The organism is Streptomyces tardus, from assembly GCF_018101125.2.
In the GTDB taxonomy this organism is placed as follows: domain Bacteria; phylum Actinomycetota; class Actinomycetes; order Streptomycetales; family Streptomycetaceae; genus Streptomyces; species Streptomyces tardus.
This window is the reverse complement of record NZ_JAELVF020000001.1, coordinates 825,018-850,620: the sequence shown is the minus strand read 5'-3', so window position 1 is coordinate 850,620 and position 25,603 is coordinate 825,018. Positions and strand designations below refer to the sequence as shown.

The following is a 25,603-nucleotide window of genomic DNA, read 5'->3' as shown; positions in this document are numbered from 1 at the left end:
CGGGGCGCACACCGAGCCGTCGCCGACCTCCGGTCCCGGCCCCACGTCGCCCGCGCCCATCGCCCGCGCCGCCCGGTGTCGTCGCGGGCGGTGGGCGCGCGGGCGCCGGACTACCGCTCGCCGCCTCCGCCCACCGGCGCCTCCTCCGTGAGGAGTTCCAGAATCTGTTCGCCGTACTTCGCCAGCTTGCTCTCGCCGATCCCGCTGATGCCGCCCAGCTGGGACAGGTCCGCCGGCGCGGTGACGGCGATCTGCCGCAGCGTCGCGTCGTGGAAGACCATGTACGGCGGGATCTCCTGCTCCCTGGCCACTCCGGCGCGCCAGGCACGCAGCTGCTCGAAGAGCGGCGCCAGCTCGGCCGGCAGCTCCACCGGCGCCTTGGCCGCCCGCTCGCCGCCGCCCGAACCTCCGCGCGCACGCGGCGCTCTGGCCGGCACCGGGTCGCGGCGCAGCCGCACCTGCTGCTCCCCGCGCAGTACGTCCTCGCTGGTCGCGCTCAGCACCAGCGTGCCGTACTCGCCCTCGACGGCGAGCAGCTGTCGGGCGAGCAACTGCCGCACCACGCTGCGCCATTCGGCCTCCGCCAGGTCGCTGCCGACGCCGAACACGGACAGCGTGTCGTGGTCGAACTGGATGACCTTGGCCGTCTTGCGGCCCAGCAGGATGTCGATGATCTGGCCGGCGCCGAACTTCTGCCGACGCTCGCGCTTGAGCCGCACCACGGTCGAGAGCAGCTTCTGCGCGGCGACCGTGCCGTCCCAGTCCTCGGGCGGCGACAGGCAGGTGTCGCAGTTGCCGCAGCCGCTCGCCGCGGGATCCTGACCGAAGTACGCGAGCAGCCTCGCCCTGCGGCACTCCACCGTCTCGCAGAGCGCCAGCATCGCGTCCAGATGGGCGAGCAGCCGCCGCCGGTGGGCCTGGTCGCCGTCCGAGCCGTTGATCAACTTCCGCTGCTGGACCACGTCCTGGAGTCCGTACGCCAGCCAGGCGGTCGAGGGCTCGCCGTCCCTGCCCGCGCGACCGGTCTCCTGGTAGTAGCCCTCCACCGACTTGGGAAGATCCAGATGCGCGACGAAGCGCACATCCGGTTTGTCGATGCCCATGCCGAAGGCGATGGTGGCGACCATCACGAGCCCGTCCTCGCGCAGGAAACGCGACTGGTGCGCGGCTCTGGTCCGGGGCTCCAGCCCGGCGTGGTACGGCAGCGCCTCGATCCCCTGGGCGGTGAGGAACTCGGCGGTCTTCTCCACCGAGGCACGGGAGAGGCAGTAGACGATCCCCGCGTCGCCCTTGTGCTCCTCGCTCAGCAGCCGCAGCAGCTGCTTCTTCGGGTCGACCTTCGGGACGATTCGGTACTGGATGTTGGGCCGGTCGAAGCTGGCGACGAAGTGCCGCGCCGCGGTCAGTTGCAGCCGTTCGGCGATCTCCGTCCGGGTCGCCTCGGTGGCCGTCGCGGTCAGGGCGATGCGCGGCACGTCCGGCCAGCGCTCGTGCAGCCGGGACAGCTCCAGGTAGTCCGGCCGGAAGTCGTGGCCCCACTGGGCGACGCAGTGCGCCTCGTCGATCGCGAAGAGCGAGATCCGCCCGCGGTCGAGCAGCGAGAGCGTCGCCTCGCTGCGCAGCCGCTCCGGCGCCAGATAGAGGACGTCGAGCCGTCCGGAGACGAACTCCGCCTGCACCAGGCGCTGTTCGTCCAGGTCCTGGGTGGAGTTGAGGAAGCCTGCCCGGACCCCGAGCGCGCGCAGCGCGTCCACCTGGTCCTGCATCAGCGCGATCAGCGGGGAGACCACCACGCCGACACCGTCGCGCACCAGCGCGGGGATCTGATAGCAGAGGGACTTTCCGCCGCCGGTCGGCATCAGCACCAGCGCGTCCCCGCCGCCGGCCACGTGCTCGACGATCTCCGCCTGCTCGCCGCGGAACTCGTCGTACCCGAAGATCCGGCGCAGCACCTCGCGGGGCTCGGTGGGCAGCTCCCGCTCCTCGGGAGCGGGTCCCGCCGCGGGACCGGCGTCCCACTCCTCCCGCGGGCCGCCGAAGTCCGGCGGGGGAGCGTCGTACTCCGGGTCCGGCGGCGGCTCGAACCCGGGCTCGCCGTACGGGTCGTACGGCTCGTACCCTGCCTCGTACGGGGCGTACGGCTCGGACGAGGGGGGCGGCGCGGAAGAACCCTGGGAAGCCATGCCAGCCACCCTAGGCGCCCCCTCCGACAGCCTCCCCACGCGCACCCGGGTCCACCCCGGCCAAGCCCCGCGGACGCCTGCCGCGGGCGCGGGCTCGTACGGGCGCGCGGCGCGGACCGCTCGGCGCGGGGCGGGAGGACAACCGAGGAGCGAGATGGTCGACGAGCGTCGGAGCCCCGGGCTGAAGGCCGGGGAGCGGGAGATGCTGCGCGGTTACCTGGAGTACCACCGCGCCACCCTCGTGCGGAAGTGCGAGGGCCTGGACGACGAGCAGTTGCGACGCACCACGGTGCCACCCTCGACGCTCTCGCTGCTGGGCCTGGTCCGGCACCTGGCCGAGGTTGAGCGGGCCTGGTTCCGCCGGACCGTGAACGGGGAGGACGTTCCGCTGGTGTGGTCCGAGGACTTCGACTTCCAGGCCGCCTACGACGCGGGCGGGTCCACCCGTGCCGAGGCGTTCGACGCCTGGCGGGCGGAGGTGGAGCACTCGCGCCGGATCGAGGGGGAGGCGGATTCACTGGATCTGGTGGTCTTCGCGCCGCGTCTCGGCGAGGAGGTGTCACTGCGGCTGGTGATGTTGCACGTGCTGCTCGAGTACGCCCGCCACAACGGTCACGCCGACCTGCTGCGCGAGGGCGTCGACGGTACGACCGGGGTGTGAGGCCGGCGCACGGCGCGTGCCGGGCCGCCGCCCGGGAGAGGGGGCGGGGCCCGGCACGCGGGCGCCGGTCGGCGGTGTTCTCGACCGACCGGCGTCCGGGCACCGTCGCCACGGTGGGTGGTGCGGCGGCGAGGGTCAGCCGCGGACCTCGGCGATCATCTCCAGCGCCTTGCCCTCGGCCTGGTCGTAGCGCTCGGGGTAGGCGGAGCGCTGGACGCTCTGCGCAAGCTGGCCGGCGGTGTAGCCCGGGTTCTTGCTGTCGTTGATGATGGCCTGGTCCAGGTACTTGTTGGTGGCGTGGACCGGGTCCATGCACTGTTCCGGCGTGCCCCAGCCCTGGCTCGGGCGCTGCTGGAAGACGCCGAGCGAGTCGCGGTCGCCGCAGTTGAGGTTGTGCATGTGCGACTCGACCCAGCCGGCCTCGAAGGCGGAGAGGAGGACCTTCTCGTTGGCGCCGCGCTGCACCGCGATGTCGTACACGGTGCGGATGATGTTCGGGTCGTGCTGGGGCGGAACGGCGCAGTTGATGCCCAGTTCCGCATTGGCGCGGTGGCGGTTGTCGTCCGCCGCCTGTGCCGAACTCGCGGACACACCCAGACTGGTGGCCGTGAGAAGTGCCGCCGCGAGAGCGATGGCGGGTCTTTTGATTCCACCGGCGGACCTGATTTTCGCCATGGGAAATCTCCTTAGACAGTTCCGCGGCCACGACGTGCGGATGTGGCCGCATGGGGGGGAGGTGTGTCCACGTGGAGCGTGTTGCGTACCGGACGGTACAAGCGGGCTTTTCGGCACGTCAACACGCGTAGATCACGAACAACGCGCCCGTAGAAGAAGGGGAATTGGTCATATCTGACTCGATTTCGCGTGCCAGTGCACGGAAAACCCGGCGCTCCGCCCGGAGTCGTACTCCGGCGGCGGGCGACTGCTGAGCACGGGCGATGTCGGCGCCGCGCGGTTTCCGTCAGTTGTCGAAACCAGTGGCAACGGCCGTTCGAGAATTTTTCGAATCCGCTGTCTCTCGGCGCCGCAATTCTCGTGCGCGTGCCACTGAATTCGCTGACCGGACACCGGGGTTGCTGTTCCGCGGATACGGAATCACGTGTTCCGGAGCAAGCGGGCGCCCGGTGGCCCCGATGCGGGTACGGGCGCGGTCGCCGGGGCGCGGTCGTGGATTCGCGGCTTCGCGGCTTCGCGAAAACACGGCGATCCGTCCGGCGTTCGGCTCCGAATACCCGAGAAGACCCGTTGTCCGTACGGTTGCCACCAGCTCCGGCTCCGCCGGCGCCCGCGGCCCCGTCGGCCGTACCGTCCGCCACCCCTCACCCCACCGGGAGAACCCGTGCCTTCCTCGCCCCGACTCGACAGCCCCGCACCGGACTTCACCCTCCCGGGCGGTGTCCTGAAGGACGGGGAGTTCGCCCGCGCCGACTACGCCTCCGCCGAACACCGGGGCGCGCCGCTGGTGTTGGCCTTCTACCCGGGCGACGACACCTCCGTGTGCACCAAGCAGCTCTGCTCCTACTCCAGCGGGCTGGAGGCGTTCACCGGACTCGGCGCACAGGTGTGGGGGATCAGCCCGCAGGACGTCGACAGCCACGAGGCGTTCGCCCGCCGGTACGACCTGCGCTTCCCGCTGCTCGCGGACGTCGACCGCCGGGTCGCCCGCGAGTACGGGATCGCGGCGCCCGGCATCGGGCTGCGGCGTGCGGTCTTCCTGCTCGCCCCGGACGGCAGGGTCGGCTGGAAGCACATCGCGCTGCTCGGCGCGACGTACCAGTCGCTCGACACCCTCACCGCGCGGCTGGCCGAACTCGCCACCGACTGAACCCGCCCCGCTCGCCCGCCCCGCTCGCCGGGCCCGGTGGGCGGGCCGTGCCGCCGCCGCGCCGTACGGGAGTGCGTCCCAACTCCCGTACGGCGTCCGGCAGTCAGTTCCCCGGCAGCGGCTGCTCGGTCCAGATCACCTTGCCGGCCTCCGTGTACCGGGTGCCCCAGCGTTCCGCGAGCTGGGCGACCAGGAAGAGGCCGCGCCCGCCCTCGTCGGTCATCGCCGCCTGCCGCAGATGCGGCGAGGTGCTGCTGTCGTCGGAGACCTCGCAGATCAGCTGCCGGTCCCGGATCAGTCGTACGCCGACCGGGCCGGCCGCGTACCGGATCGAGTTGGTCACCAGCTCGCTCAGGATCAGCTCGGTGACGAACGCCTCCTCCTCCAGGCCCCATTCGGACAGCTTGCGCACCGCCTCCGAGCGCACCCGGGCGACCGCGGAGGGGTCCGACGGAACCTCCCAGCTCGCCACCCGGTCGGAGTCCAGCGCCTTGGTGCGCCCCACCAGCAGCGCCACGTCGTCCTTCGGCCGGACCGGCAGCAGCGCCCCGAGCAGCGATTCGCAGATTCCCTCCGGCGTGCGGTCGGGATGCCCGGCCAGCGTCTCGCGGAGCTTGGCCAGCCCCTCGTCGATGTCCCGCCGCCGCTCCTCCACCAACCCGTCGGTGTAGAGCACCAGCGTGCTGCCGACCGGCAGGTCCAATTCCAGCGTCTCGAACGGCATTCCCCCGAGCCCGAGCGGCGGGCCGCCCGGCACCTCGGCGAACTCCGCGGTGCCGTCCGGGCGGAGTATCGCGGGCTGGTGGTGGCCGGCGCGGGCCATGGTGCAGCGACGCGTCACCGGGTCGTAGATGGCGTAGATGCAGGTGGCGCCGGTGACCGCGGCGTCCGGACCGGAATCCGTGCCGCCGTTGCGCAGGCCTGTCCAGTCATCGGACTCGGCGAGGTCGATACGGGTGACCAACTCGTCGAGGTGCCACAGGAGTTCGTCCGGCGGCAGGTCGAGGGAGGAGAAGTTGTGCACCGCCGTGCGCAGTCGCCCCATCGTCGCCGCGGCGTGCAGCCCGTGGCCGACCACGTCGCCGACGACCAGCGCCACCCGGGCGCCGGGCAGCGGGATGATGTCGAACCAGTCGCCGCCCACCCCGCCGAGCCCGCCCTGGCTCGCCTGCGCGGGACGGTAGCGGTACGCCGCGTCGAGCGCGTTCTGCTCCGGCAGGCCCCGCGGCAGCAGGCTGCGCTGGAGCGTGACCGCCATGGTGTGCTCGCGCGAGTAGCGCCGCGCGTTGTCGATCGCCACAGTCGCCCGGGCCGCCAGCTCCTCGGCAGGGGACAGGTCGTCCGGCTCGAAGGGGTCGCTGTCCCCGCCCCGCCACAGCATCGCGACGCCCAGGATCACCCCGCGCGCCCGCAGCGGTACCGCGATCATCGAGTGGGCGCCGCGTTCCACCAGCTCCCTGGCGCGTTCGGGGGACTGCTCGTGCCAGCCGCCGAAGGAGCGCAGGTCCGCCTCCAGCACGGCCTTGCCCTCGGACAGCCCCGCGCCCATCGGGGTGGTCGGCAGGAAGCGGATCAGCGAGCCGAGCGGGTAGCCGCCGGCGTGCACGCCCTGCCACCCGTCGCCGCTCCCCTCGCCGCTCTCGTCCAGCGAGCCGCGGATCGCGGTGCGCCGCATCTGCGGGTCGTACGCGGCGCCCGCCGGCTCCTCGCCGCGCAGCACCGCCTCGATCAGGTCCACGGTGACCAGATCGGCGAAGCGGGTCGCGGCGAACTCTGCGAACTCCTCGCAGGTGCGGCCCACGTCCAGGGTGGTGCCGATCTCGGTGCTGGCGTCGAAGAGCAGCTCCAGGCGTTCCCTGGCGATGTCCGCACGCCCGGTGAGCGCGCGCAGCTCGGTGCTGTCGCGCAGCGTGGTCACCGTTCCGGCGGGCCCGCCGGCCGCCTCCGTCTTGCGCTGGTTCACCGCGAGCATCCGTCCGCCCACCGGCAGCACCTCGTCGCTGGCGACCCGGCCCGAGCCGAGCAGCGTCGCGATGCCGGGCTCCAGCCCGAGCCGGGAGACCGGCGTGCCGTCGAAGTCCGGCGGCAGGTCGAGCAGTCGGCGCGCCTCGTCGTTGGCGAGCAGCAGCCTGCCCTCGTCGGAGACGATGAGCACCCCCTCGCGGACCGAGTGCAGGACGGCGTCGTGGTGCTCGTACATCCGGGTCATCTCGATCGGCCCGAGGCCGTGCGTCTGGCGCCGCAGCCGGTTGGTCACCAGGGCCGTACCGCCGGTGGCCAGGAGCAGGACCGCTGCGGCGGAGCCGAAGAGCAGTGGCAGTTGCTCCTCCACCACCCCGCTCACGCGCTCGATGGTGATACCGGCCGAGACCATGCCGATGACCCTGCCGCGCTCGTCCATGACCGGTACCACCGCCTGGACGAGCGGGCCGATGGTGCCGGTGATCTTCTCCGTGTGGGTCTCGCCCGCGCGGGCCCGGTCCAGATCGCCGACGAACTTCTTGCCGATCCGGTCCTCGATCGGATGCGTGTAGCGCGTGCCGTCCGGGGCCAGCACCACCACGAAGTCGACGTCCGAGCCCTTCCTGGCCCGTTCCGCGCGCGGCTGCAACTGTGCGGTGGGGTCGTCGCTCTCCAGCGCCTGCCGCATACCGGGCGAGTTCGCCAGCGTCTGGGCGACGGCCACCGACCGGTTACGCGCCTCGCGCTCGCTGGCGTCCCGCGACTCCAGCACCAGGGCCGTCATCGCCGCTGCCACCAGCAGCACCACGATGACCACCTGAAGGAGGAAGACCTGGCCCGCGACGGACCGCATCCCCAGAACCGAGCGCGGTCTGCCGAACCGTACGGCCATTTTCTTCCACGTCCTTCCACACCTCCTATTACCGTCCGACGATATCGGCGCGCGCTTCCGCCCGCCCCCTCCGTACGCCCCGTGCGCGTGGGCCGTCACCCCGTGTCACCGCGCACCCCCGGGGCGCGTCGCTACGGTTCGGGGCCGCCCTCGGCGGCCCGCACCGGCTCCGGGCCCGGAGCTCGCCCCGGGGGAGCCGCGGCGCGGCGCAGCTCGGACAGGAAGGCTTTCACCGGAGGGGTGGCGGCGCCGTCCAGGGTGGCCGCCGCGACCGTACGGCTGACCCCGGGCTCGACGGGGAGCAGCCGTACCCCGGGCGGCAGCGGGTGCGCCGCCATCTCCGGGACCAGTGAGAACGCCAGCCCGGCGCCGACGAGCCGGAGCATCGTGGTGTAGTCGGCGACCGCGTAGCGCACCGCGGGCTCGGGATCGCCGTGCGCGCGCAGCAGCTGCACCAGCGCCTCGTAGGCGTCGCTGCCCGGCGGACAACTGGCCCACGGCTGCCCACGCTGCTCCCCGAGGCGCAGCACCCGCGCGTCGGCGAGCGGATGGCCGCACGGTACGGCGACCCGCGCGGACTCCCGCAGCAGCAGGGTCGTGGAGACCCCTGCGGGCAGCCGGACCGGCCAGTGCTCCCAGCTCTCCAGGACGACGGCGTCCAGCCGCCCGGTGCTCAGCAGCGGCAGCATGTCGTCCGCCTCGCCGTCCACGAGCGCGGGCTCCAGTCTCGGGTGCCGTTCGCTGAGCTCCCTCAGCACGGCGGGCAGCATCGTACGGAGCGCGGAGGCCACCGCGCCGATCCGCAGTGGACCGGCGACCACGGTGTTCGCCGCGGCCAGCTCCCGCTGGGCGCGTTCGGCGGATTCGACCATCTCCTGCGCCGAGCCGGCCAGCAGCCGCCCCGCGTGCGTCAGCCGGATACCGCGGCCGTACGGCTCGACCAGCCGGCAGCCGGCCTCCTTCTCCAGCCGGCGCAGCTGCTGCGAGACGGCGGGCCCCGTGATGTGGAGGGCCTCCGCCGCCGCGCGGACCGAGCCGGCGCGGGCGACGGCCGCGAAGACCCGTAGCCGCTCCCAACTCAACACATAAGCAACGCTAACCGCGATCGGGTCGAAAGAGTAAGTAGTGCGACACAGAGGAAAGTGGGAGCGTCGTGGCCGTGACTGATGCAGCGAAGGCCACCGCGGCGACCCCGCCGGAGAGCGTTCTGTCCGTGTCGCCCGCGACATCTCCGCTCCCTTCCCCCGGCCCCGGCGAGCAACCCCCGGCGCCCGCACGGTCATCGAGCACCGGCGGTGCCGCGCTGGTGGTCGGCGGCGCCGCATGCCTCTCGCTCACGGCGGTCTTCATCAGCCTCGCCGACGTCGGTGCGGGGACGGCGGCCTTCCTGCGCTGCGCCATCGCGCTGGCCGTCCTGCTGCCGCTGGCACTGTACGAGCGCCGCAGGCACCGTGCGTTCCCCCGCCGGCTCCGCGGGCCCGCGCTGCTGGCCGGCGTCTTCCTGGGCGTCGACTACGTGATGTGGACGGTCAGCATCCTGGACGTCGGCGCGGCCGTGGCGACCGTACTGCTCAACATCCAGGTCATCGCCTTCCCGCTGCTCGCCCGGATCCTCGGCGGCGATCGGATTCCCCGCCGTTTCGCGTACGCGAGCCCGCTGATGCTCGCCGGTCTCGCGCTCGCCGCCGGACTGCTCGACCACAGCGACCAGGCCCGACACCCGCTGCGCGGCGCCCTGTTGGGCCTGGCAGCCGGCGTGGCCTACGCGGCGTACCTGTACCTGATCCGGCTGTGCGGTGTGGCTTCGCCGCAGCACTCGGTCACCCCGGTCTTCCTCTCGACCCTCGCTGCGGCGGCCACCTCGGGGGTGCTCGCGCTCTTCACCACCGGGCTGACGCTCGCCGTACCGCTCGCCTCCTGGGGCTGGCTGATCGCGCTGGCGCTGCTGGGTCAGGTGGCCGCCTGGATACTGATCGGCCGCGGGACCCCGCGGGTCACACCGAACGCGGCGGCGGCGCTGCTGCTGCTCCAGCCGATCATGGCGGTGGCCTGCGCGATGCTGCTGCTCGGCGAGTCGCCCACCGCGCTCCAACTGGCGGGCTGCGCGGTGGTGGTGGCCGCGGTGTGGTTCGCCGGACGCACCCCGGCCCGCCGCCGGAGCCGGCGGGCGCCCTGACCGCCGGGCGCCCTGACCGCCGGGCGCCCAGAGGTACGCGGGCGGGCGGACGTACGCGCCCCGCCCGGCCGGGCGAGGGCGCGCGGTGCCGGCGAGGGCGTGCGGTGCCGGCGAGGGCGTGCGGGTACGGGTCAGTCGCGCGGTGCGGACATCTTCCCGAAGCCGTCGACGATGTCCCAACCCAGCGTGTACAGGCCGGAGTCGGTGTCGTTGATGAAGAGGACCTTGCTGCCGTCCTCCCTGATCGACACGTCCTGCCAACCGTCGAAGCCCTCGGTCATGTCGACCGCCCACTCCGTCAGGTCGCCGGTGCCAACCGCGGCGACCGACTCCTGCGGCGGCTCGCCGTCCGAGCAGTAGAGGCCGAAGTCGGCGATCAGCGAGACCGTGCCGTTGACCTCCTCCAGCTCGACGCCCTGGCAGCGGTCCTCCTTGCTCTTGTGGAGGGTCTTCCAGGTGCTCCACTCCTGGGCGTCGGCCGCCCGGTGGCGCTCCTGCACGCCGGTGCCCTCGACCAGCCGTACATGGACCCGGCCGCCGTCGCTCAGCTCCAGCGTCGACTCGTACCAGTCCTCTTCGGCCGGGGTGCCCGGCGCGTCGGAGTCGGCGCCGGACTGTGCGGCGCCGGACTGTGCGGAGGCGCCGCTCTCGTCGTCCATCCCGTGCGCGGTGCCGAAACCGACGGCGAACAGGCCGAGTGCGGCGACGCCCGCGACGGCCGCCCGGGGACCTCTGAACCTGGCCACGAACCGGCCTCCTTCGTATCGTCTGCTGTGGTCGCGCGACTCCGCGGGACAGCCCGCGGTGATCGCGCGCATGACAAGACGAGAACTCCGGACGGCCGGTTCCCCGAATGGTCCTGTCACCAACCTGCCGTCGCACCACCGGACTCCCCGCCGGGTGCGAGAGGGTGCGCCGGTGCCGTGTCCGGGCGCGCGGGACTCGTGGCGGTGAGCGGCACACCGGTGTCCGGGGCGATGCGCCGTGTCGGGGCGCGCGGGACTGGTGGCCTGCGCAGCCGCCGGCGCCCGGCGCGGCTGTCTCAGCCCTCCGCGGCCAGCGACCTGAACAGCTCGTACACCGTCTCCTCGCTCGGTACGTGCGAGGGGTCCTGCTGCTCGAAGATCTCCGCCCGGGGCAGCAGCGCGGCGGTCGCCTCCACCGCCGCCAACGGGACCTGCTCGTCGGCCGGCGCGTGCCACAGCCGTACGGGCACGTCGACCCGGGAGAGCTCGAAGCCCCACGGTCGGACCTGGAGCTTGGCCTCGCGCGCCGGGCCGAGGAAGTCGTGTGCTCCGATCTCCTCCAACGCCGAGAGCATCAGCGGGAGTTCGGCGAAGACCTGGGCCCAGCGCGGCGCAGCCGCGGCGAACCCCGCCGCGATGTCGGACAGCGGGGCCTGCCGGTAGAACTCCCAGGCCGTCAGCGAGTCCGCCGGGTACAGGCCGCGGATCGCGTCGTCCTGGACGTACGGCAGCCCGCTCAGCACCCACAGCCGCCGCACCCGTCCGGGCAGCAGCGCCGCGAGCGCGTAACCGTACGGGGCGCCCGCCGAGATGGCGGCCACGTCGAACTCCTCGATCCCGAGCGCGTCCATCAGGCCCTCGGCGAGCTCCGCCCACTCGGCCACGGCGCCCATCTCCAGCGGGGGAGAGGCGCCGTATCCGGGGCGTTCGACCGCGATGAGCCGTACGCCCATGCCCCGCCCGTAGACGTCCCAGCGATCGGGCAGTGCGCTGTTCCCGATGAGGCCGTGGTGCAGCAGGACGGGACGTCCGTGCAGGTCACCGCATTCGGCGTACCCGAGTGTCGTCCGCCCGACGCGGACCGTCTGACGTGTTGCCACCACCGTGTACCTCCCAGTCACCGGTGCGACCACGCTAACGCCTCCGCCGGGCGGGCGGTCGGCGGACGGAGCGGCGAACCGGCGCGGGCAGCGGCGGACTGCGGTCACGGACCGCCGCGCCGAGGCCGCGGCCGGGCAACGCGACCCGGCGCGGGCAGGGGCCCGGGGTTAGCGCCCGGCGAGCAACCGGGGCCGGGGGAGTGCGGGGCGGGCGCCGGTCGAGGGCTCAGACGCGTTCCAGTGGCCGGTGGGGGCCGGTCGGCAGCGCGACTCGCACCGGATCGCCGACGCGGACCTCGCCGCCCGCGACCACCACGCTCATGACTCCCGCGAGCCGGACGATCTCGCCGGCGCCGTCCCGGCGGATCAGGCGCTTCATCAGCCCCTTGCTGAACCCGTCGATCTGGAGACACGGGTTGCGCAGGCCGGTCAGCTCGACCACGGCCTCGTCGCCGAGTCGAAGCACGGTGCCGACCGGCAGGGCGAGCAGATCGACCCCCTCGGTGGTGACGTTCTCCCCGAGCAGGCCGGGGCCCACGCTGAAGCCGTCCGCCGCGACCTCATCGAACAACTCCGAGTGGATCAGGTGCACTTGGCGCAGATTGGGCTGGGTCGGGTCCTTGGCCACCCGCGATCTGTGCTGGACGGTCTCGCCCAGATGCGCGTCGCCCTCCACCCCGAGTCCGGTCAGCAGCCGTACGCGGTCCCGCAGGGGCTTGCCGAAGTTGTGCTCCGCATCCCGTGCGAGAGCGACGATGCGGCCGGTCGTGCCGTCGGCCGCCCGGGGGCCCGCCCCGCCCTCGCGCTCCGTGAGCGATCCGGCGTCCGGTTCGCCGCCCGTACTGGTGACCGACATCCGCGTCCCCCTCCTCGTCCTCGGCCGGTCGCGTCCGTACCGGGCCTCCCGGTGGCTGCGTCCGGCCTGCTGCCTGCTGCCTGCTGCCTGCTGCCTGCGCTGTCCGCGGCTGCCTGTGTCGTGCTGCCTGCGGCTGTGCCCGTCGTGTCCGGCGCCGGCCCGCTGTCAGCACAGTACCGGCGCGGGGCCGGCGGGCGGGTCGGGCGCCCGCTCCGGCACATCCGACCCGCCCCACGGCCGCGGAGTCTCAGCTCAGCTGGACGCTCTCGTACAGCGCCTCGGCCTCGGCGCCGAAGTGCGGGCCGAACATGTTCCCCGGCAGGAAGACGTAGCCGAAGCTGTTCACCGACGCCTGGAGGCCGGTCCCGGTCTCCTCGTCGAAGTCGACCAGCCAGGGCCCGCCGCTGGAGCCACCGGTCATGTCGCAGCCCAGTCCGTGCGCGGTGGTCAGCAGCGGATCCTTGAAGGTGGTGCCGCTGCAGTAGATGAAGGTCTCGCCGTCGTACGGGTCGGCGGCCGGGTAGCCGAAGGCGTACGCGTCCAGGTCGTAGCCGGTGTTGAAGGCCAGGCCCTGGCTGCCGACGACCTCGGTGAGCAGCTCGCCGCCGGTCTCCGCCACCTTGGCGGCGCCGACGTCGTAGTTCATGTCCTCGCTCGCCTCCCACTGCGGGGTGGAGTGGGTGCTGAGGGCCGGCCACTCGCCGAAGGGGGCGCTGCCGTCGGTGTAGCCGGGCACGAAGACCCAGTCCTCGTGCCAGGCGCCGTCCAGCTTGACGCAGTGCCCCGCAGTGAGGACGGTGCTGGCGTTGCCGCTGGTCACGGCGTTGCCGGAACAGGAGGCCGCGCGCCCGTCGTAGGTGAAGAAGACGCGGCCCGCGGTGCTCTCGATCTTCTCCCCGACCCAGGGCGCTCCGGTCTGCGGGAATTCGGCGGTGCCGACGCCGCGGTTCGTCACGGCGGCCCGCCCGGAGCTTGCGGAGGTCGGTGCGACCTTCCGCGGCTCGCCCTGCGGCGTCGCGGCGGTGCCGCCCGGTCCCGCGGCGCCCTCGGCGGAGCGTTCGACCGCCGCCCGGAGTGCTTCGGGCGCCAACTCCTCGATGGGCACGGCCGCACGCATCCGGTCGGCCGTCCAGTGCGACCTGACCTGATCCTGCTGGGCGGTGGTGGTGGCGGCGGCCGAGTGGCCGACGGGATCCGGCCCGCTCGCCGGCGCCGCACCGGCCGTGCCGGAGAGGGCTCCGGTGGCGAGCAGGGCGGTTGTGGCGATCAGGGCACCGAGTACCGAACGGGGGGAACGTCTCACGCGAACTCCTTCTGCGCAGCGGCGCGCTGGGCGTACGGCTCAGCTCGCCGGCACGCCCGCACGACTCGACAGGGACACGTCACACGTTGAACCCGGAGGACGATACGCCCGCCTCTCGGAGCGGTCCAGACGGCATCTCGGCCCGGACGGCCTGCCGCACGACACGACTCCGACGGCCCGCCGCCGGCCATCGCCGGGCGCGGGCACGGCCTGCCGGCCGACGCGGTCTGCGAGTGAGGACGCCGAAGGGCGCGGCAACCGTACGGCTGCCGCGCCCCTGGCCCGTCCGTCACGGCCGCCCGTCCCCCGGGCCGCCCGCTCGGCCTCAGCCGAGGTTCTTGACCGCCTGGTAGTACGTCCACGCCAGGCTGGTGCACGCGGTCTTGGTGGCGCCGCTGTAGCTGTTGCACACCCGCTTGAGGTCCTCGTGGAAGGCGTTGTCGATGCGCGCCTTGTTGGCCGGGAAGGCGCCGATCGCCTTGTAGTTGCGGTAGCCGAAGTCGTGTCGGGCGCAGGACCGGTTGAACGGGAAGCCCAGCGGGTTGTCGGGGGACCAACTGCACAGGTCCGTCGTCCAGTTGAAGTTGTAGGCGGACCAGGCACCTCGGTTGCCGTCCGCGGCCGACCAGGCGTTGTAGCTCGACGCGCTGGTCTGGGTGAAGCTCGACATCACCTGGGGCTTGTCGGCGGGCGCGGCGTTCGCCGCGGTTGCCGTTCCCAGCACCGTGGCCAACGCGATTCCTGTGGCGGCCATTCCTGTCATCACCGTACGACGCATGTTCCCGACCTCCGGGTAAGTCTCCGCTCGCTGCCTGTCAACGAGCGGCACGCGGCAGTGGCCTCGGGAGCGGTGGGCAGCTCGGCGAGCGCGAGCACTGCGCGCCGTCGTACCCCGGCGTCGTCCGCCCGTACGCCCTCGATCAGCTCCGCCGTTCCCCGCCCGTCCGCTCTCGAGGCCACTGCCGCGCTGACGGTCGCGCTGAACGACCCCGAACCGGAGGTGCGCCGATGCGCGGCGCTTCGGCTGGCCGGCCCGGGAGTGACGGAGGCAGTGCCGACTCTGGTCGAGATGGTCGTCGAGGGAGACAACGACGTGGGCGCGGCAGAGGCGTTGGGGTCCGTTGCAGCCGACCACCACTGCACACCCGAGGTCGTCGCGGCGCTGAGCGACGAACTCGCCGCGCCCACCACGACCTCGGGTGTGCAACAGCTACAGCGGCGCCACCAAGACCGCGTGCACCAGCTCCTGCCCGGTGTTCTGGAACGACGGGCAGTACTTCGGCCCGGCGGCGATCGTCAACGCCCACCGCTTCATCTTCGACTCGCGCGACGAGGCCGGGGAGCAGCGGCTGGAGATCCTCAACGACCGTGACGGCGTGTGGCGTTGCCGCACCACGTTCAACTGCACGGACGCGTGCCCTCGCGGCATCGAGGTCACCAAGGCGATCCAGGAGGTGAAGCGGGCGCTCATCACGCGCCGCTTCTGAGCCTCCGGGCACGCACTGACCGACGGCCCCCCGCGCCGAAGCTGCGGGGGGCCGTCGGTCAGTGCGTGCCCGGAGGCTCAGAAGCGGCGCGTGATGAGCGCCCGCTTCACCTCCTGGATCGCCTTGGTGACCTCGATGCCGCGAGGGCACGCGTCCGTGCAGTTGAACGTGGTGCGGCAACGCCACACGCCGTCACGGTCGTTGAGGATCTCCAGCCGCTGCTCCCCGGCCTCGTCGCGCGAGTCGAAGATGAAGCGGTGGGCGTTGACGATCGCCGCCGGGCCGAAGTACTGCCCGTCGTTCCAGAACACCGGGCAGGAGCTGGTGCACGCGGCGCACAGGATGCACTTGGTGGTGTCGTCGAACCGCTCGCGGTCCTCGGCGCTCTGAAACCGCTCACGGGTCGGCTCGTTGCCGTTGGTGACCAGGAACGGCATGACGTCGCGGTACGCCTGGAAGAACGGCTCCATGTCGACCACGAGGTCCTTGAGGACGGTGAGGCCCTTGATGGCCTCCACAGTGATCGGCTTCTCCGGATTGATGTCCTTGATCAGCGTCTTGCACGCCAGCCGGTTGCGGCCGTTGATCCGCATCGCGTCCGAGCCGCAGATGCCGTGGGCGCAGGAACGACGGAACGTCAGCGTTCCGTCCTCCTCCCACTTGATCTTGTGCAGGGCGTCCAGCACCCGCTCCTTGGGATCGATCTCGATGGTGAAATCTTCCCAGTACGCCTCCTCCAGCTCCTCCGGGTTGAAGCGCCGGAGGCGGAAGGTGACGGTGATGTACGGGGTGGCGTCCTCGGACCGGGCGGGCCCGTCGCTCTTCTTCTCCAGGGTGGGAGTGCTCATCAGTACTTACGCTCCATCGGCTGGTAGCGGGTCACGACGACCGGCTTGTAGTCGAGCCGGATCGACTCCTCGCCGTCCTCGTCCACCTCGCGGTACGCCATGGTGTGGCGCATGAAGTTGACGTCGTCGCGGTCCGGGTAGTCCTCGCGGTAGTGGCCGCCGCGGGACTCCTTGCGGGCCAGTGCGGAGGTCGCCGTCACCTCGGCCAGTTCGAGCAGGTTGCCCAGCTCGATGGCCTCCAGCAGATCGGTGTTGAACCGCTTGCCCTTGTCCTGGATGCTCACGTTCTTGTAGCGCTTGCGCAGCGAGGCGATCTCGTCGACCGCCTCCTTGAGGGTCTGCTCGGTGCGGAAGACCATGACGTTCTTGTCCATGGTCTCCTGCAGCGCCTTGCGGATCTCGGTCACCCGCTCGGTGCCCTCGGATTCGCGCAGCCGCTCGATCTGGGCGACCACCAGGGACTCCGGCTCCTCCGGCAGCTCGACGAAGTCGGCGGTGGAGGCGTACTCCGCGGCGGCGATGCCCGCACGCCGGCCGAACACGTTGATGTCCAGCAGGGAGTTGGTGCCCAGGCGGTTGGCGCCGTGCACGGAGACGCAGGCGACCTCGCCGGCCGCGTACAGGCCCGGGACGACGGTGGTGTTGTCGAGCAGCACCTCGCCCTGCACGTTCGTCGGCATGCCGCCCATCGCGTAGTGCGCGGTCGGCTGGATCGGCACCGGGTCGGTGTACGGCTCGATGCCGAGGTAGGTGCGCGCGAACTCGGTGATGTCCGGCAGCTTGGCGTCCAGCTGCTCGGGCGGCAGGTGCGTCAGGTCCAGGAAGACGTGGTCGCCCTCCGGGCCGCAGCCGCGCCCCTCGCGGATCTCGGTGTAGATCGAGCGGGAGACCACGTCGCGCGAGGCGAGGTCCTTCATGACGGGCGCGTACTTCTCCATGAAGCGCTCGCCGTCCTTGTTCCGAAGGATGCCGCCCTCACCGCGCGCGCCCTCGGTCAGCAGGATGCCCATCCGCCAGATGCCGGTCGGGTGGAACTGGAAGAACTCCATGTCCTCCAGCGGCAGTCCGCGGCGCCAGGCGGCGGCCTGGCCGTCGCCAGTGAGCGTGTGCGCGTTGGAGGAGACCTTGAAGAACTTGCCGTTGCCGCCGGAGGCGAAGATGACCGACTTGGCCTGGAAGATGTGGATCTCCCCGCTGGCCAGGTCGTACGCCACGACGCCCGCGGTCTTCCTGACCCCGTCGACCTCGCTGAGCAGCACGTCCAGGACGTAGAACTCGTTGTAGAACTCCACGCCCTCCTTGACGCAGTTCTGATACAGCGTCTGGAGGATCATGTGGCCGGTGCGGTCCGCGGCGTAGCAGGACCGGCGCACCGGGGCCTCGCCGTGGTTGCGGCTGTGGCCGCCGAACCGGCGCTGGTCGATGGTGCCGTCCGGTGTCCGGTTGAACGGCAGGCCCATCTTCTCCAGGTCCAGGACGGCGTCGATGGCCTCCTTCGCCAGGATCTCGGCGGCGTCCTGGTCGACCAGGTAGTCACCGCCCTTGACGGTGTCGAAGGTGTGCCACTCCCAGTTGTCGTCCTCGACGTTGGCCAGAGCGGCGGCCATGCCGCCCTGGGCGGCACCGGTGTGCGAACGCGTCGGGTACAGCTTGGTGAGCACGGCGGTACGGCTGCGCTTCGTCGACTCGATGGCCGCGCGCATACCCGCTCCGCCGGCCCCGACGATGACGGTGTCGTACTTGTGGATCTTCATGAGCTCAGGTACCTCAGCCCTCAGATGTTCGGGTCGAAGGTGAAGATCACCAGCGTCCCCAGCAGGACGGTGAACACCGTCGCGGTGTACAGCAGCATCTTCAGCCAGAAACGGGTGTTCGCCCGCTCCGCGTAGTCGTTGATGATCGTGCGCAGGCCGTTCGCGCCGTGCAGCATCGCCAGCCACAGCATGACCAGGTCCCACGTCATCCAGAACGGCGAGGCCCAACGGCCCGCCACGAACGCGAAGCTGACCTTCGTCACGCCGCCGTCGAGCACCAGCTGGATCAGCAGGTGGCCGATGACGAGGACCACCAGCACGATGCCGGACAGCCGCATGAACAGCCAGCCGTACAGCTCGAAGTTGGTGCGCGTCGCCTTGGGCGTCTTGGCGGTGCGGGCGCGCGGGGGCTCGATGAGCGGCGCGGGGTTGTCCACCGAGGGCTCCGTCGGAGCGGTCGAGTCAACGGACATCAGGCATCAGCTCCCGAACACTTCGTAGAAGCCGTGCGAGAGGATGGGCCAGAAGGCGCCCGCCATCAGCACGGCCCAGACGCCCAGCACGGTGTAGAGCATCTGCTTCTGGTACTTGGCGCCCTTCGACCAGAAGTCCACCGCCACGACCCGCAGGCCGTTGAGCGCGTGGAAGAGGACGGCGGCAACAAGGCCGTACTCCATCAAGCCAACGAGTGGCGTCTTGTACACCGCGATCGTCTCGTCGTAGGCCTCGGGTGAGACCCGGACGAGGGCGGTGTCGAGAACATGCACGAGCAGGAAGAAGAAAATGAGGACGCCGGTGACTCGATGAGCCACCCAGGACCACATGCCTTCCCGGCCGCGGTACAGCGTTCCAGCCGGCACGGAAAACCCTCCGGGAACGGGGATCGGGGCCTGCCGGCTTCAGTGTCGGTCGGGCCCGGCCGGGTACGGTCCACCGGCCGGTCGCCATGGTAGCGACGGGCTGTCGGCTACTTGACGCCGGGGGCGCCGATGTGATCAATCAGGCACGGAAGGACTACCCACGGTGACGTCCCGTACGACCAGCCGCAGCAGCCGGCCACGGGCGAGGCGTCGCAGCTCGTCGGCCGTGACGGCGCGCTCCTCGTCCTGCGTGGCGTAGAGCCGGCGGCCGAGAGCGGCGAGCATTCCGTCCAGCCGCTCGGCGGGCGGGAGTTCGTCCAGGCAGATCACGAAGGTGTGGCCGAACTCGCTCTCGTACTTCGCCAGCGCGGCGCGGAGCGCGGTGTGCGCGGCGAGGACGCCGGGGCGGCCGGTCGGGGCGAGCAGGTGCTCGGGGCCTCCGTTGGCAGCCTCGCCGGCCAGCGCCTCGCCGATGTCCTCGGCGGACAGGTCGTAGCTCGCCTCGTCGGCGGCGGCGAGCAGCGACTGGGTGTCCGGGTAAGGCCGATGGGCGGCCAGGCGCGACGCCCAGCGCCTGCTGCCGCAGCAGCGCAGCAGCTCGGAGCGGGCCGCCTGCTCGGTGGCGCGATTGAGCCGGTCGAGGGGCCTGGGCGGGGTGCCTCGCTGGGACGGGAGCATGGACTCCTACTGGCGTGGGACGGGTGCGTGGGACAGGGGACCGGTGCGCGAACCGGGGCGAGGGGGCGCCCTGGGTCGGGGAGCGCCGGTCACGGTAGCGGCGCGAGGGCCCGAATTGGCCCGCAGCGCCGGGCTGTTCACCCGTACGGGTCGCTCAGGAATTCCGGGTTGACGCGACCCGTGGTGGTGCCGGGGCGGGTGTGCGCGGCCCGCTGGTCCGGCGGGCCGCCCGGGCGGATGCTCGGTCCGGTGCGGGAAGTGACCTATCACCCCACACCGGGCCGAGCCGTCATACCGGGCTTAGCGTGACTCTATGGGTTCGACGAGGCGCAAGAGGGCAGCTCTGGGCGTGATAGCCGTCACCGTCGCGGGCGCTGCCGTCGTCACCGCCACCCAGCTCGGCTGCACCGACGGCGGTGGGAGCGGCGGCGAGGGCGGAGCGACCGGCGGTGGGGAGACCGCCGATCAACCGCAGGACGCCGCCACCCACCCGCCGGGCGTACGGCCGCGGGTGATCCCGGCCGTACGCGACTGGGAGGCCGCCCGCGGCCCGGGCTGGAAGCTCGACCGGGACACCCGGATCGTCGCCGAGTCCGGCAGCGCGGTGGAGGACGAGGCGCGCAGGCTCGCCCGCGAGCTGCGCGTCGACTACGCGGACTCGGGTGCGGGCGCGGGCGATGTGGAACTCGCCCTCGACTCCGACCTGGCCGGCGGCCGGGAGGCGTACGAGCTCACCACCGCGGACGGCCGGGTGCGAATATCCGGCAGCTCCGACGCCGGGGTCTTCTACGGCACCCGCACCCTGGTCCAGTCGCTGCGCGAGCGCGATGCGGTGCCCGAGGGCACGGTGCGGGACCGGCCGGACCGTCCCCAGCGCGGCTTGATGGTCGACACCGCTCGCAAGCACTTCTCCGCGGAGTGGCTCGCCGACCGCCTGCGCGAGATGGCCGATCTCAAGCTCAACCAGCTCCAGCTGCACTTCTCCGACGACCAGGGCTTCCGCATCGAGAGCGAGACCAGCCCGGGGAGTGTCTCGGAGCAGCACCTCACCAAGAAGCAGGTGCGCGAACTGGTGCGGCTGGCCCGGTCGCTGCACATCACGGTCGTGCCGGAGATCGACTCGCCCGGACATCTGGGCGCGCTCCTGGCCGAGCATCCCGAACTCGCCCTGCGCAACGGCTCGGGGGAGCTGGTGGAGGGCGCGATCGACATCGGCAAGTCGGCGGCGGGCAGGCTCGTCGACGAGCTGCTGGAGGAGTACGCCGAACTCTTCCCGGGCACGTACTGGCATCTGGGCGGCGACGAGTATCGTCCGCTGACCGCCGAGGACCCGGAGGCCAACCACCCGCGGCTGCACCGCATCGCGCAGCGCAGGTTCGGCGAGGAGGCGACCGTCCGGGATCTGGCGACGGCCTGGCTCAACGACCGGGCGAAGGCGGTGCGCAAGCTCGGGTACACGCCGCAGGTGTGGAACGACGGGATGCACGCCGGTGGGGTTGTGACCCCCTCGAAGGGCCGGGAGGTCACCTACTGGACGGGCAAGGAGATCGGCGCCCGTCCGCCGGGGGAGTACCTGGCGGAGGGCTGGAAGTTGATCAACCTCAATGATGAGTACCTCTACTACGTTCTCGGTGAGCCGCAGCAGTTCACCTATCCGACCGGCGAGCGTATTTACCGCGAGTGGACGCCGGCCGTGCTGCGCGGCTCCCGTGCCGAGCCGGCGGGGAGCACGACGCCCTCCCGGGTGCCGGGCGCGCGGCTGGCGGTCTGGTGCGACCTCGCGGACGCGCAGTCGGTGCAGGAGGTCGCGGCGGGGATCAGGATGCCGCTGAGGGCGTTGGCGCAGAAGGTGTGGGATCCGCGCGAACCGAAGGAGTCCTGGCAGGAGTTCCGGGAGCTCGCCGACGAGGTCGACCGCGGCGACGGCTGAAGTCCCAGGTGGGTGGCTGCGGTTGGGCCGCTCGGTGTGCGGCGGCGCGGCGGCCGGCGCACGGCGGCGCGGGCGCGGAGGGCGTACGGCGGGGGCGTACGGAGCGGGACGTGAAGACGGCCGAGGTCGCCACCCCCCACAGGAGAGACCCCGGCCGTCGTCGAGTACGGGCTGCGCAGGCAGGCCCGTACTCCCTACAGCGCCAGGGCTCCACAATGTGTTACTCGGTAGCTACCCTCGCCAGCGTAAGCACACCTGCACGTACATCTGCAAGTACATCCTCGGTCGGAGAGCATGGACGAAGGGGCCTCGGAGGCCGTACGGTGCTGGACGCATCGATAGATTGTCGAAGCTTGAACTAGGCGCCGGGCAGCTGAGCCCGGGGACCGACAGGACCTCACACCTAGGGCAGGAACCGTGCAGGGGGACGACGCGGAACTGACCGCCGCCGTACGCGCGGCGCAGGAGGGCGACGAAGTCGCCTTCCGGGGCGTGTATCGCGCTGTGCACCCGCGGCTGCTCGGGTATGTCAGGACGCTGGTCCAGGACGCCGACGCGGAGGACGTCACCTCCGAGGCGTGGTTCCAGATCGCCCGCGACCTCCACCGCTTCTCCGGCGACGCCGACAGGTTCCGCGGCTGGGCCGCGCGGATCGCCCGCAACCGCGCGCTGGACCACCTCCGGGCCCGCGGCCGGCGACCGGTCAGCGGCGGCGACGAGAGCGAACTGACCACGATGCCCGACGGCGTCGACACCGCCGACGAGGCGCTGGAGGCGCTCGGCACCGGCCGCACGATGGAGCTCATCTCGCGGTTGCCCAGGGACCAGGCCGAGGCCGTGGTCCTGCGGGTGGTGGTGGGGCTCGACGCCAAGAGCGCGGCCGAGGTTCTCGGCAAGCGCCCCGGTGCGGTGCGCACCGCCGCCCACCGCGGACTGCGCAGGCTGGCCGAGCTGTTGGAGGGCGACGGGGAGCCCGCGGCAACGGACGGAACAATTCCAGATCAGCGCTGGAACCAGGCGCTCGGTGTGACGCCAAGGCCCGCGCGGACGCTGAGGGGTACGTGAGGGCTGAGGATCGATTCGGTTGGTTGGACGACGAGGCCGCGGAGAATCTGCTGCGCGGCTCCGTCGGCGACGGCGCTTCCTCCTGCCCTTCTCCGAGTGCCCAGGAGCTGGCCGGCGTGCTGGACGGGCTGGCCGAGAGCCACCGTTCCGCCGAGCGTTCGGGAGAGCTGCCCGGTGAGGCCGAGGCGCTCGCCGCGTTCCGTACCGCACGTACCGCACGGGCTCACGACTGCCGGGGCGGCCGGGCCGGTGCGCGCTCCAGACGTGGCAGGTACATGACCCGAGTCTCGGGTACGCCGCTGCACGTCGGCTTCGCCATGGCCATCGCGGGCTTCGCCCTCGGCGGCGTCGCGGTGGCCGCAAGCAACGGCGTACTGCCCGCCCCCTTCGGTGGCGGCGAGGACCCCGGCGCCTCCGGCGGAAGACCCCCCGCGGTCGAACCGCTGGAGAGCGAGAGCCCCTACCTCGACAACTCCAGCGGCGGAAACTCCGACCGCCCCGACGAGCGGCTGCCCGGCTGGGGTTCGCCCTCTGAGCGCGGCGCCGAGCGGCCCGGCGGGAGCCACCGGGACATCGCCGGCGCCCTTCGCGGCAACGGCGACCACCAGGGAGTCGGCACCCCCTCGCAGAGCGGCCCGCCCGCCGACGACAGTCCGAGCACCTGGCCGCACCGGCCCGACCCGGACGGCGGCAGCCAGTCCCCCGAGCCCGACAACTGGCCGCCCACACCGCCCAGTACCAAGCCCGGCGCCCCCGACCCCACGGTGGTCGTCGCACTGTGCAGGGCGTACGAGGGCGACAAGATCGAGCACGGAAAGCGCTGGGAGCTGGAGCAGGTCGCCGGCGGTCCGGAGCAGGTCGAGAGCTACTGCGAGGAGTACGGAGACGTCGGCGGTGGCGGCGGTGGCACCGAGGGCGGTGACAGCGGCAACGGCGGCGTCGGCATTCCGGAACAGCCGGACGAGCCCGGCACTCCGACGACACCGGGCGAGCCGGGCGACGGCTCGGGCGGCGGCTCGGGCGGCGGCGCCGGAGGTGCGGGCGGTCCGGACGGCCCGGGCGACGACACGGGCGGTGCCGGTGGCGGCGGTGCGGCCGGTGGCGCCACCGGGGGCGGTGCGACCGGCGGTTCAGGCGGCGGCAGCGGAACGGGCGGAAACGGCGACGGGGGGACGAGCGCGGGCATCGATCCGGGCACGGACCCGGCAGAGGACGGTGGTGGCGGCGCCTGACGCGCGTACGGCACCTGTGTGAACAGGTGCCCGCAACTCTCCACACCCCGCCGGCCGCACCGATGGGCACGGTCCGCGCGGGAACCGCGCGCCGTCGGCCACCTCGGCCACGAGTCGCGAAGCAGCCGCGGTCCGTTCGTCCTGCGATCGGTAATCGCGAGTCGGTAATCGCGAGAGTGTGACACTTTCCGGGTTCATGGCGCAGTATGGAGTGAGCCGACTGGTCATCGGCGAGCGCGCCACCCGAGGTTCCCCCCGTACCTACGGGTCCGCGCGATGGCGCGGGCGGGATATGTTCCCCCGATTCCGCCCGCGCCCCTTCTCTCTGCTTCTCCCTCGCGGCTCGATTCGCGCGCTTCTCGCCGCGCTTCTTGGCACTCCAGCGTCTGTTGACGCGCTCTGTCGGCTCTCGACGGCACCGCACTCCGAGCCCGTACGGCCTTCGTCGTGCCATCGATCCGGTACGTCCGTCGATCCGGTACGTCCGTCGATCCGGTTCGCGCGTCGAGTCGGTTCGCGCGTCGAGCCGAGCAGGACGTCGAGCGGGGCGGCGTGCCGGGGCGGTCCCGAGACCTCCGTGCGCGGGCCGTGGCCCAACTCCGAGCTGGGGGTGGCTGTTTGACGCTCGTCCCCCCGTGCCCGCTCTGTCCGGAAGCAGCTCCGTACGGGCGCTCGGCAGGTGTCCGTGCGGGGGTGCGGGGCGTTCCGCGAGGGCTGTGGAGCCCAGGGCGCGGCGGGCGACACTAGGGCGGCCCGCCCGGGCGCCGGATGAACGGGCGGCGCGGGGTCAGCTGTAGACGATGACCTTGTCGCCGGCCTTCACCTGGGAGAAGACCTGGGCGATCTTCTTCTTCTCGCGCACGTTCACACATCCGTGCGACGCGCCGGAGTAGCCGGCCGCGGCGAAGTCGTCGGAGTAGTGCACCGCTTGGCCGCCGCTGAAGAACATCGCGTACGGCATCGGGGTGTCGTAGAGGGTCGAATGGTGGTCGCGGCTCTTGAAGTCGACCTTGAAGGTGCCTTCCCTGGTCGGCGTGTACTGCGAGCCGAAGCGCACGTCCATCGCGGCGCGCACCTCGCCGTCGACCATCCATGCCAGGGTGCGGCTCTCCTTGCTTATGCACAGCACCCGGCCGGAGGTGCAGCGCTTGTCCGGGTCGGCGAGCGGATAGCTGGTCTGGGGGTTGAGCTGTGCGGCGCCGGGGGCTTTGGTCTGCTTGCGCAGTGCGGCCCAGGTCCCGGGGTCGGTCGTGCCGCTCTGCGCCAGGCCCGCCTTCTTCTGGAGCGCCTTGACGGAGGCAGTGGTCATGGTGCCGTAGTAGCCCGAGGGGTTGCGCTCGAAGAGGGCGAGCTGCTGGAGCCGGGCCTGGGCCTCGCGCACCTGCTTGCCCTCGCTGCCGTCCTTCAACAGCGGTGTGGGCAGGCCCGCGTTGGGGTCGTCCGGTTTCGGCTCCGGCTTGGGCTTCGGATCGACGGCGGGCTTCTGGTCGTCGGTGCCGGCGTCCTTGCCGTCTGCGCCGCCGCTGTCCGTTTCGGTGTTGTCGGTGCCGCCGGAGTTGCCGCCGGTCGCGCCGCCGCCGGAGGAGCCGGCCGAAGCGCCGCTGGTGCTCTGACCGTTGGCGTCGGTCTCGATGTGTATCTCGTCGCACCCGACGGTCAGGGAGAGCGCGGCGACGGCGACAACGCCGCACAGTGCGCGAAGTGCCCTGGTATCAGCCCTCATTGCCCGAAACCCCCTGGTGATTCACCTGTTCGTGCCTGTGGTGTGGCAGACGGCGCTCCAAGAGGAACAGTTCCCCGTATTCCGGCGGCGATACGCAGTCGTGACCGCGTTCTGGCGCGGAACCGCTGTCGCCTGGCCGAGGGTCTGCCCCAACTCCGTTCACCCGCACCTGAGTTGTGCGTGATGTGGATTCGGAGGGCGACTTCGGCGCCGACGCGGATCGCCGGACCGTGTCCCGGTGACGGGCGAGGGCTGTGACGTACACCCGGATGACGGTCACGGCCCCGGACTCGTACGGTGGGCTCGTTGACCTACTAGTCAG

Annotated in this window: 21 protein-coding genes and 1 pseudogene; 7 read left to right on the top strand and 15 right to left on the bottom strand. The window is 71.9% G+C overall.

The window, feature by feature from the left end:
• Positions 1–110 precede the first annotated feature (110 nt).
• A complete protein-coding gene (gene recQ / locus JGS22_RS03700) occupies positions 111–2,183 on the bottom strand; it encodes a DNA helicase RecQ (protein WP_211041906.1) in 2,073 nt (690 codons plus the stop codon).
• Positions 2,184–2,337: 154 nt separating this feature from the next.
• Between recQ and JGS22_RS03695 the strand changes: the two genes are divergently transcribed.
• Entirely contained in the window at positions 2,338–2,844 is a 507-nt protein-coding gene (locus tag JGS22_RS03695) for a DinB family protein (protein ID WP_211041907.1), read from the top strand.
• Between the two features lie 135 nt (positions 2,845–2,979).
• On the opposite strand, the gene JGS22_RS03690 is transcribed toward JGS22_RS03695, so the two are convergent.
• Entirely contained in the window at positions 2,980–3,519 is a 540-nt protein-coding gene (locus JGS22_RS03690; protein ID WP_211041908.1) for a hypothetical protein, read from the bottom strand.
• Positions 3,520–4,183: 664 nt separating this feature from the next.
• Here JGS22_RS03690 and JGS22_RS03685 point away from each other — a divergent pair.
• Positions 4,184–4,669 (top strand): peroxiredoxin, encoded by a 486-nt coding sequence (locus JGS22_RS03685; protein WP_211041909.1) that lies wholly within the window; start codon positions 4,184–4,186, stop codon positions 4,667–4,669.
• Between the two features lie 103 nt (positions 4,670–4,772).
• On the opposite strand, the gene JGS22_RS03680 is transcribed toward JGS22_RS03685, so the two are convergent.
• Positions 4,773–7,523: a SpoIIE family protein phosphatase gene (locus JGS22_RS03680; protein ID WP_211041910.1), complete on the bottom strand. Its 2,751-nt coding sequence runs from the start codon at positions 7,521–7,523 to the stop codon at positions 4,773–4,775.
• Between the two features lie 131 nt (positions 7,524–7,654).
• Positions 7,655–8,608, bottom strand: a complete 954-nt coding sequence (locus tag JGS22_RS03675) for a LysR family transcriptional regulator (protein WP_211041911.1) — start codon at positions 8,606–8,608, stop codon at positions 7,655–7,657.
• A 74-nt stretch (positions 8,609–8,682) separates the two neighbouring features.
• Here JGS22_RS03675 and JGS22_RS03670 point away from each other — a divergent pair, with 74 nt between their 5' ends.
• The gene (locus JGS22_RS03670; protein ID WP_308405495.1) at positions 8,683–9,699 is read left to right on the top strand and encodes a DMT family transporter; all 1,017 of its coding nucleotides are present in this window, start codon (positions 8,683–8,685) and stop codon (positions 9,697–9,699) included.
• A gap of 131 nt (positions 9,700–9,830) precedes the next feature.
• Here JGS22_RS03670 and JGS22_RS03665 read toward each other — a convergent pair whose 3' ends face one another.
• The 5 genes from JGS22_RS03665 to JGS22_RS03645 form a co-directional block, all read right to left on the bottom strand.
• On the bottom strand, positions 9,831–10,445 hold the full coding sequence (locus JGS22_RS03665) for a hypothetical protein (protein WP_211041912.1): 615 nt from the start codon (positions 10,443–10,445) through the stop codon (positions 9,831–9,833).
• A 296-nt stretch (positions 10,446–10,741) separates the two neighbouring features.
• Entirely contained in the window at positions 10,742–11,545 is an 804-nt protein-coding gene (locus tag JGS22_RS03660; RefSeq protein ID WP_211041913.1) for an alpha/beta fold hydrolase, read from the bottom strand.
• A gap of 226 nt (positions 11,546–11,771) precedes the next feature.
• Positions 11,772–12,401 carry an MOSC domain-containing protein gene (locus JGS22_RS03655; RefSeq protein ID WP_211041914.1) on the bottom strand — a complete coding sequence of 210 codons (630 nt, stop codon included), beginning with the start codon at positions 12,399–12,401 and terminating at the stop codon, positions 11,772–11,774.
• A gap of 247 nt (positions 12,402–12,648) precedes the next feature.
• Positions 12,649–13,704: a trypsin-like serine peptidase gene (locus JGS22_RS03650; protein WP_216814827.1), complete on the bottom strand. Its 1,056-nt coding sequence runs from the start codon at positions 13,702–13,704 to the stop codon at positions 12,649–12,651.
• A gap of 325 nt (positions 13,705–14,029) precedes the next feature.
• Complete coding sequence (locus JGS22_RS03645) at positions 14,030–14,482, bottom strand: phospholipase (RefSeq protein ID WP_211043878.1); 453 nt, start codon at positions 14,480–14,482, stop codon at positions 14,030–14,032.
• 454 nt (positions 14,483–14,936) lie between these two features.
• On the opposite strand from JGS22_RS03645, the pseudogene JGS22_RS03640 reads away from it, so the two are divergent.
• A pseudogene (locus JGS22_RS03640) lies at positions 14,937–15,191 on the top strand (4Fe-4S dicluster domain-containing protein); the annotation flags it as partial.
• 77 nt (positions 15,192–15,268) lie between these two features.
• Here the strand turns inward: JGS22_RS03640 and JGS22_RS03635 are convergent.
• The 5 genes from JGS22_RS03635 to JGS22_RS03615 all read right to left on the bottom strand — a co-directional run bounded on the left by JGS22_RS03635 (position 15,269) and on the right by JGS22_RS03615 (position 19,331).
• The gene (locus JGS22_RS03635) at positions 15,269–16,039 is read right to left on the bottom strand and encodes a succinate dehydrogenase iron-sulfur subunit (RefSeq protein WP_216814826.1); all 771 of its coding nucleotides are present in this window, start codon (positions 16,037–16,039) and stop codon (positions 15,269–15,271) included.
• Entirely contained in the window at positions 16,039–17,793 is a 1,755-nt protein-coding gene (gene sdhA, locus JGS22_RS03630) for a succinate dehydrogenase flavoprotein subunit (RefSeq protein ID WP_211042005.1), read from the bottom strand. The genes JGS22_RS03635 and sdhA overlap by 1 nt, the downstream gene beginning before the upstream one ends.
• Positions 17,794–17,813: 20 nt before the next feature.
• Positions 17,814–18,266, bottom strand: a complete 453-nt coding sequence (locus JGS22_RS03625) for a succinate dehydrogenase hydrophobic membrane anchor subunit (protein ID WP_211042006.1) — start codon at positions 18,264–18,266, stop codon at positions 17,814–17,816.
• 6 nt (positions 18,267–18,272) lie between these two features.
• Positions 18,273–18,653, bottom strand: coding sequence for a succinate dehydrogenase, cytochrome b556 subunit (gene sdhC / locus JGS22_RS03620; RefSeq protein WP_211042007.1), 381 nt, complete (start codon positions 18,651–18,653; stop codon positions 18,273–18,275).
• A 135-nt stretch (positions 18,654–18,788) separates the two neighbouring features.
• On the bottom strand, positions 18,789–19,331 hold the full coding sequence (locus JGS22_RS03615) for a 2-oxo-4-hydroxy-4-carboxy-5-ureidoimidazoline decarboxylase (RefSeq protein WP_211042008.1): 543 nt from the start codon (positions 19,329–19,331) through the stop codon (positions 18,789–18,791).
• Between the two features lie 313 nt (positions 19,332–19,644).
• On the opposite strand from JGS22_RS03615, the gene JGS22_RS03610 reads away from it, so the two are divergent.
• From JGS22_RS03610 to JGS22_RS03600, 3 genes are all read left to right on the top strand, one after another.
• Positions 19,645–21,261 (top strand): beta-N-acetylhexosaminidase, encoded by a 1,617-nt coding sequence (locus tag JGS22_RS03610; RefSeq protein ID WP_211042009.1) that lies wholly within the window; start codon positions 19,645–19,647, stop codon positions 21,259–21,261.
• A gap of 417 nt (positions 21,262–21,678) precedes the next feature.
• A complete protein-coding gene (locus JGS22_RS03605; protein ID WP_211042010.1) occupies positions 21,679–22,326 on the top strand; it encodes an RNA polymerase sigma factor in 648 nt (215 codons plus the stop codon).
• Between the two features lie 23 nt (positions 22,327–22,349).
• Positions 22,350–23,558: a hypothetical protein gene (locus JGS22_RS03600; protein ID WP_211042011.1), complete on the top strand. Its 1,209-nt coding sequence runs from the start codon at positions 22,350–22,352 to the stop codon at positions 23,556–23,558.
• Positions 23,559–24,345: 787 nt separating this feature from the next.
• Here the strand turns inward: JGS22_RS03600 and JGS22_RS03595 are convergent.
• Complete coding sequence (locus tag JGS22_RS03595; protein ID WP_211042012.1) at positions 24,346–25,281, bottom strand: L,D-transpeptidase family protein; 936 nt, start codon at positions 25,279–25,281, stop codon at positions 24,346–24,348.
• Positions 25,282–25,603: the final 322 nt, after the last annotated feature.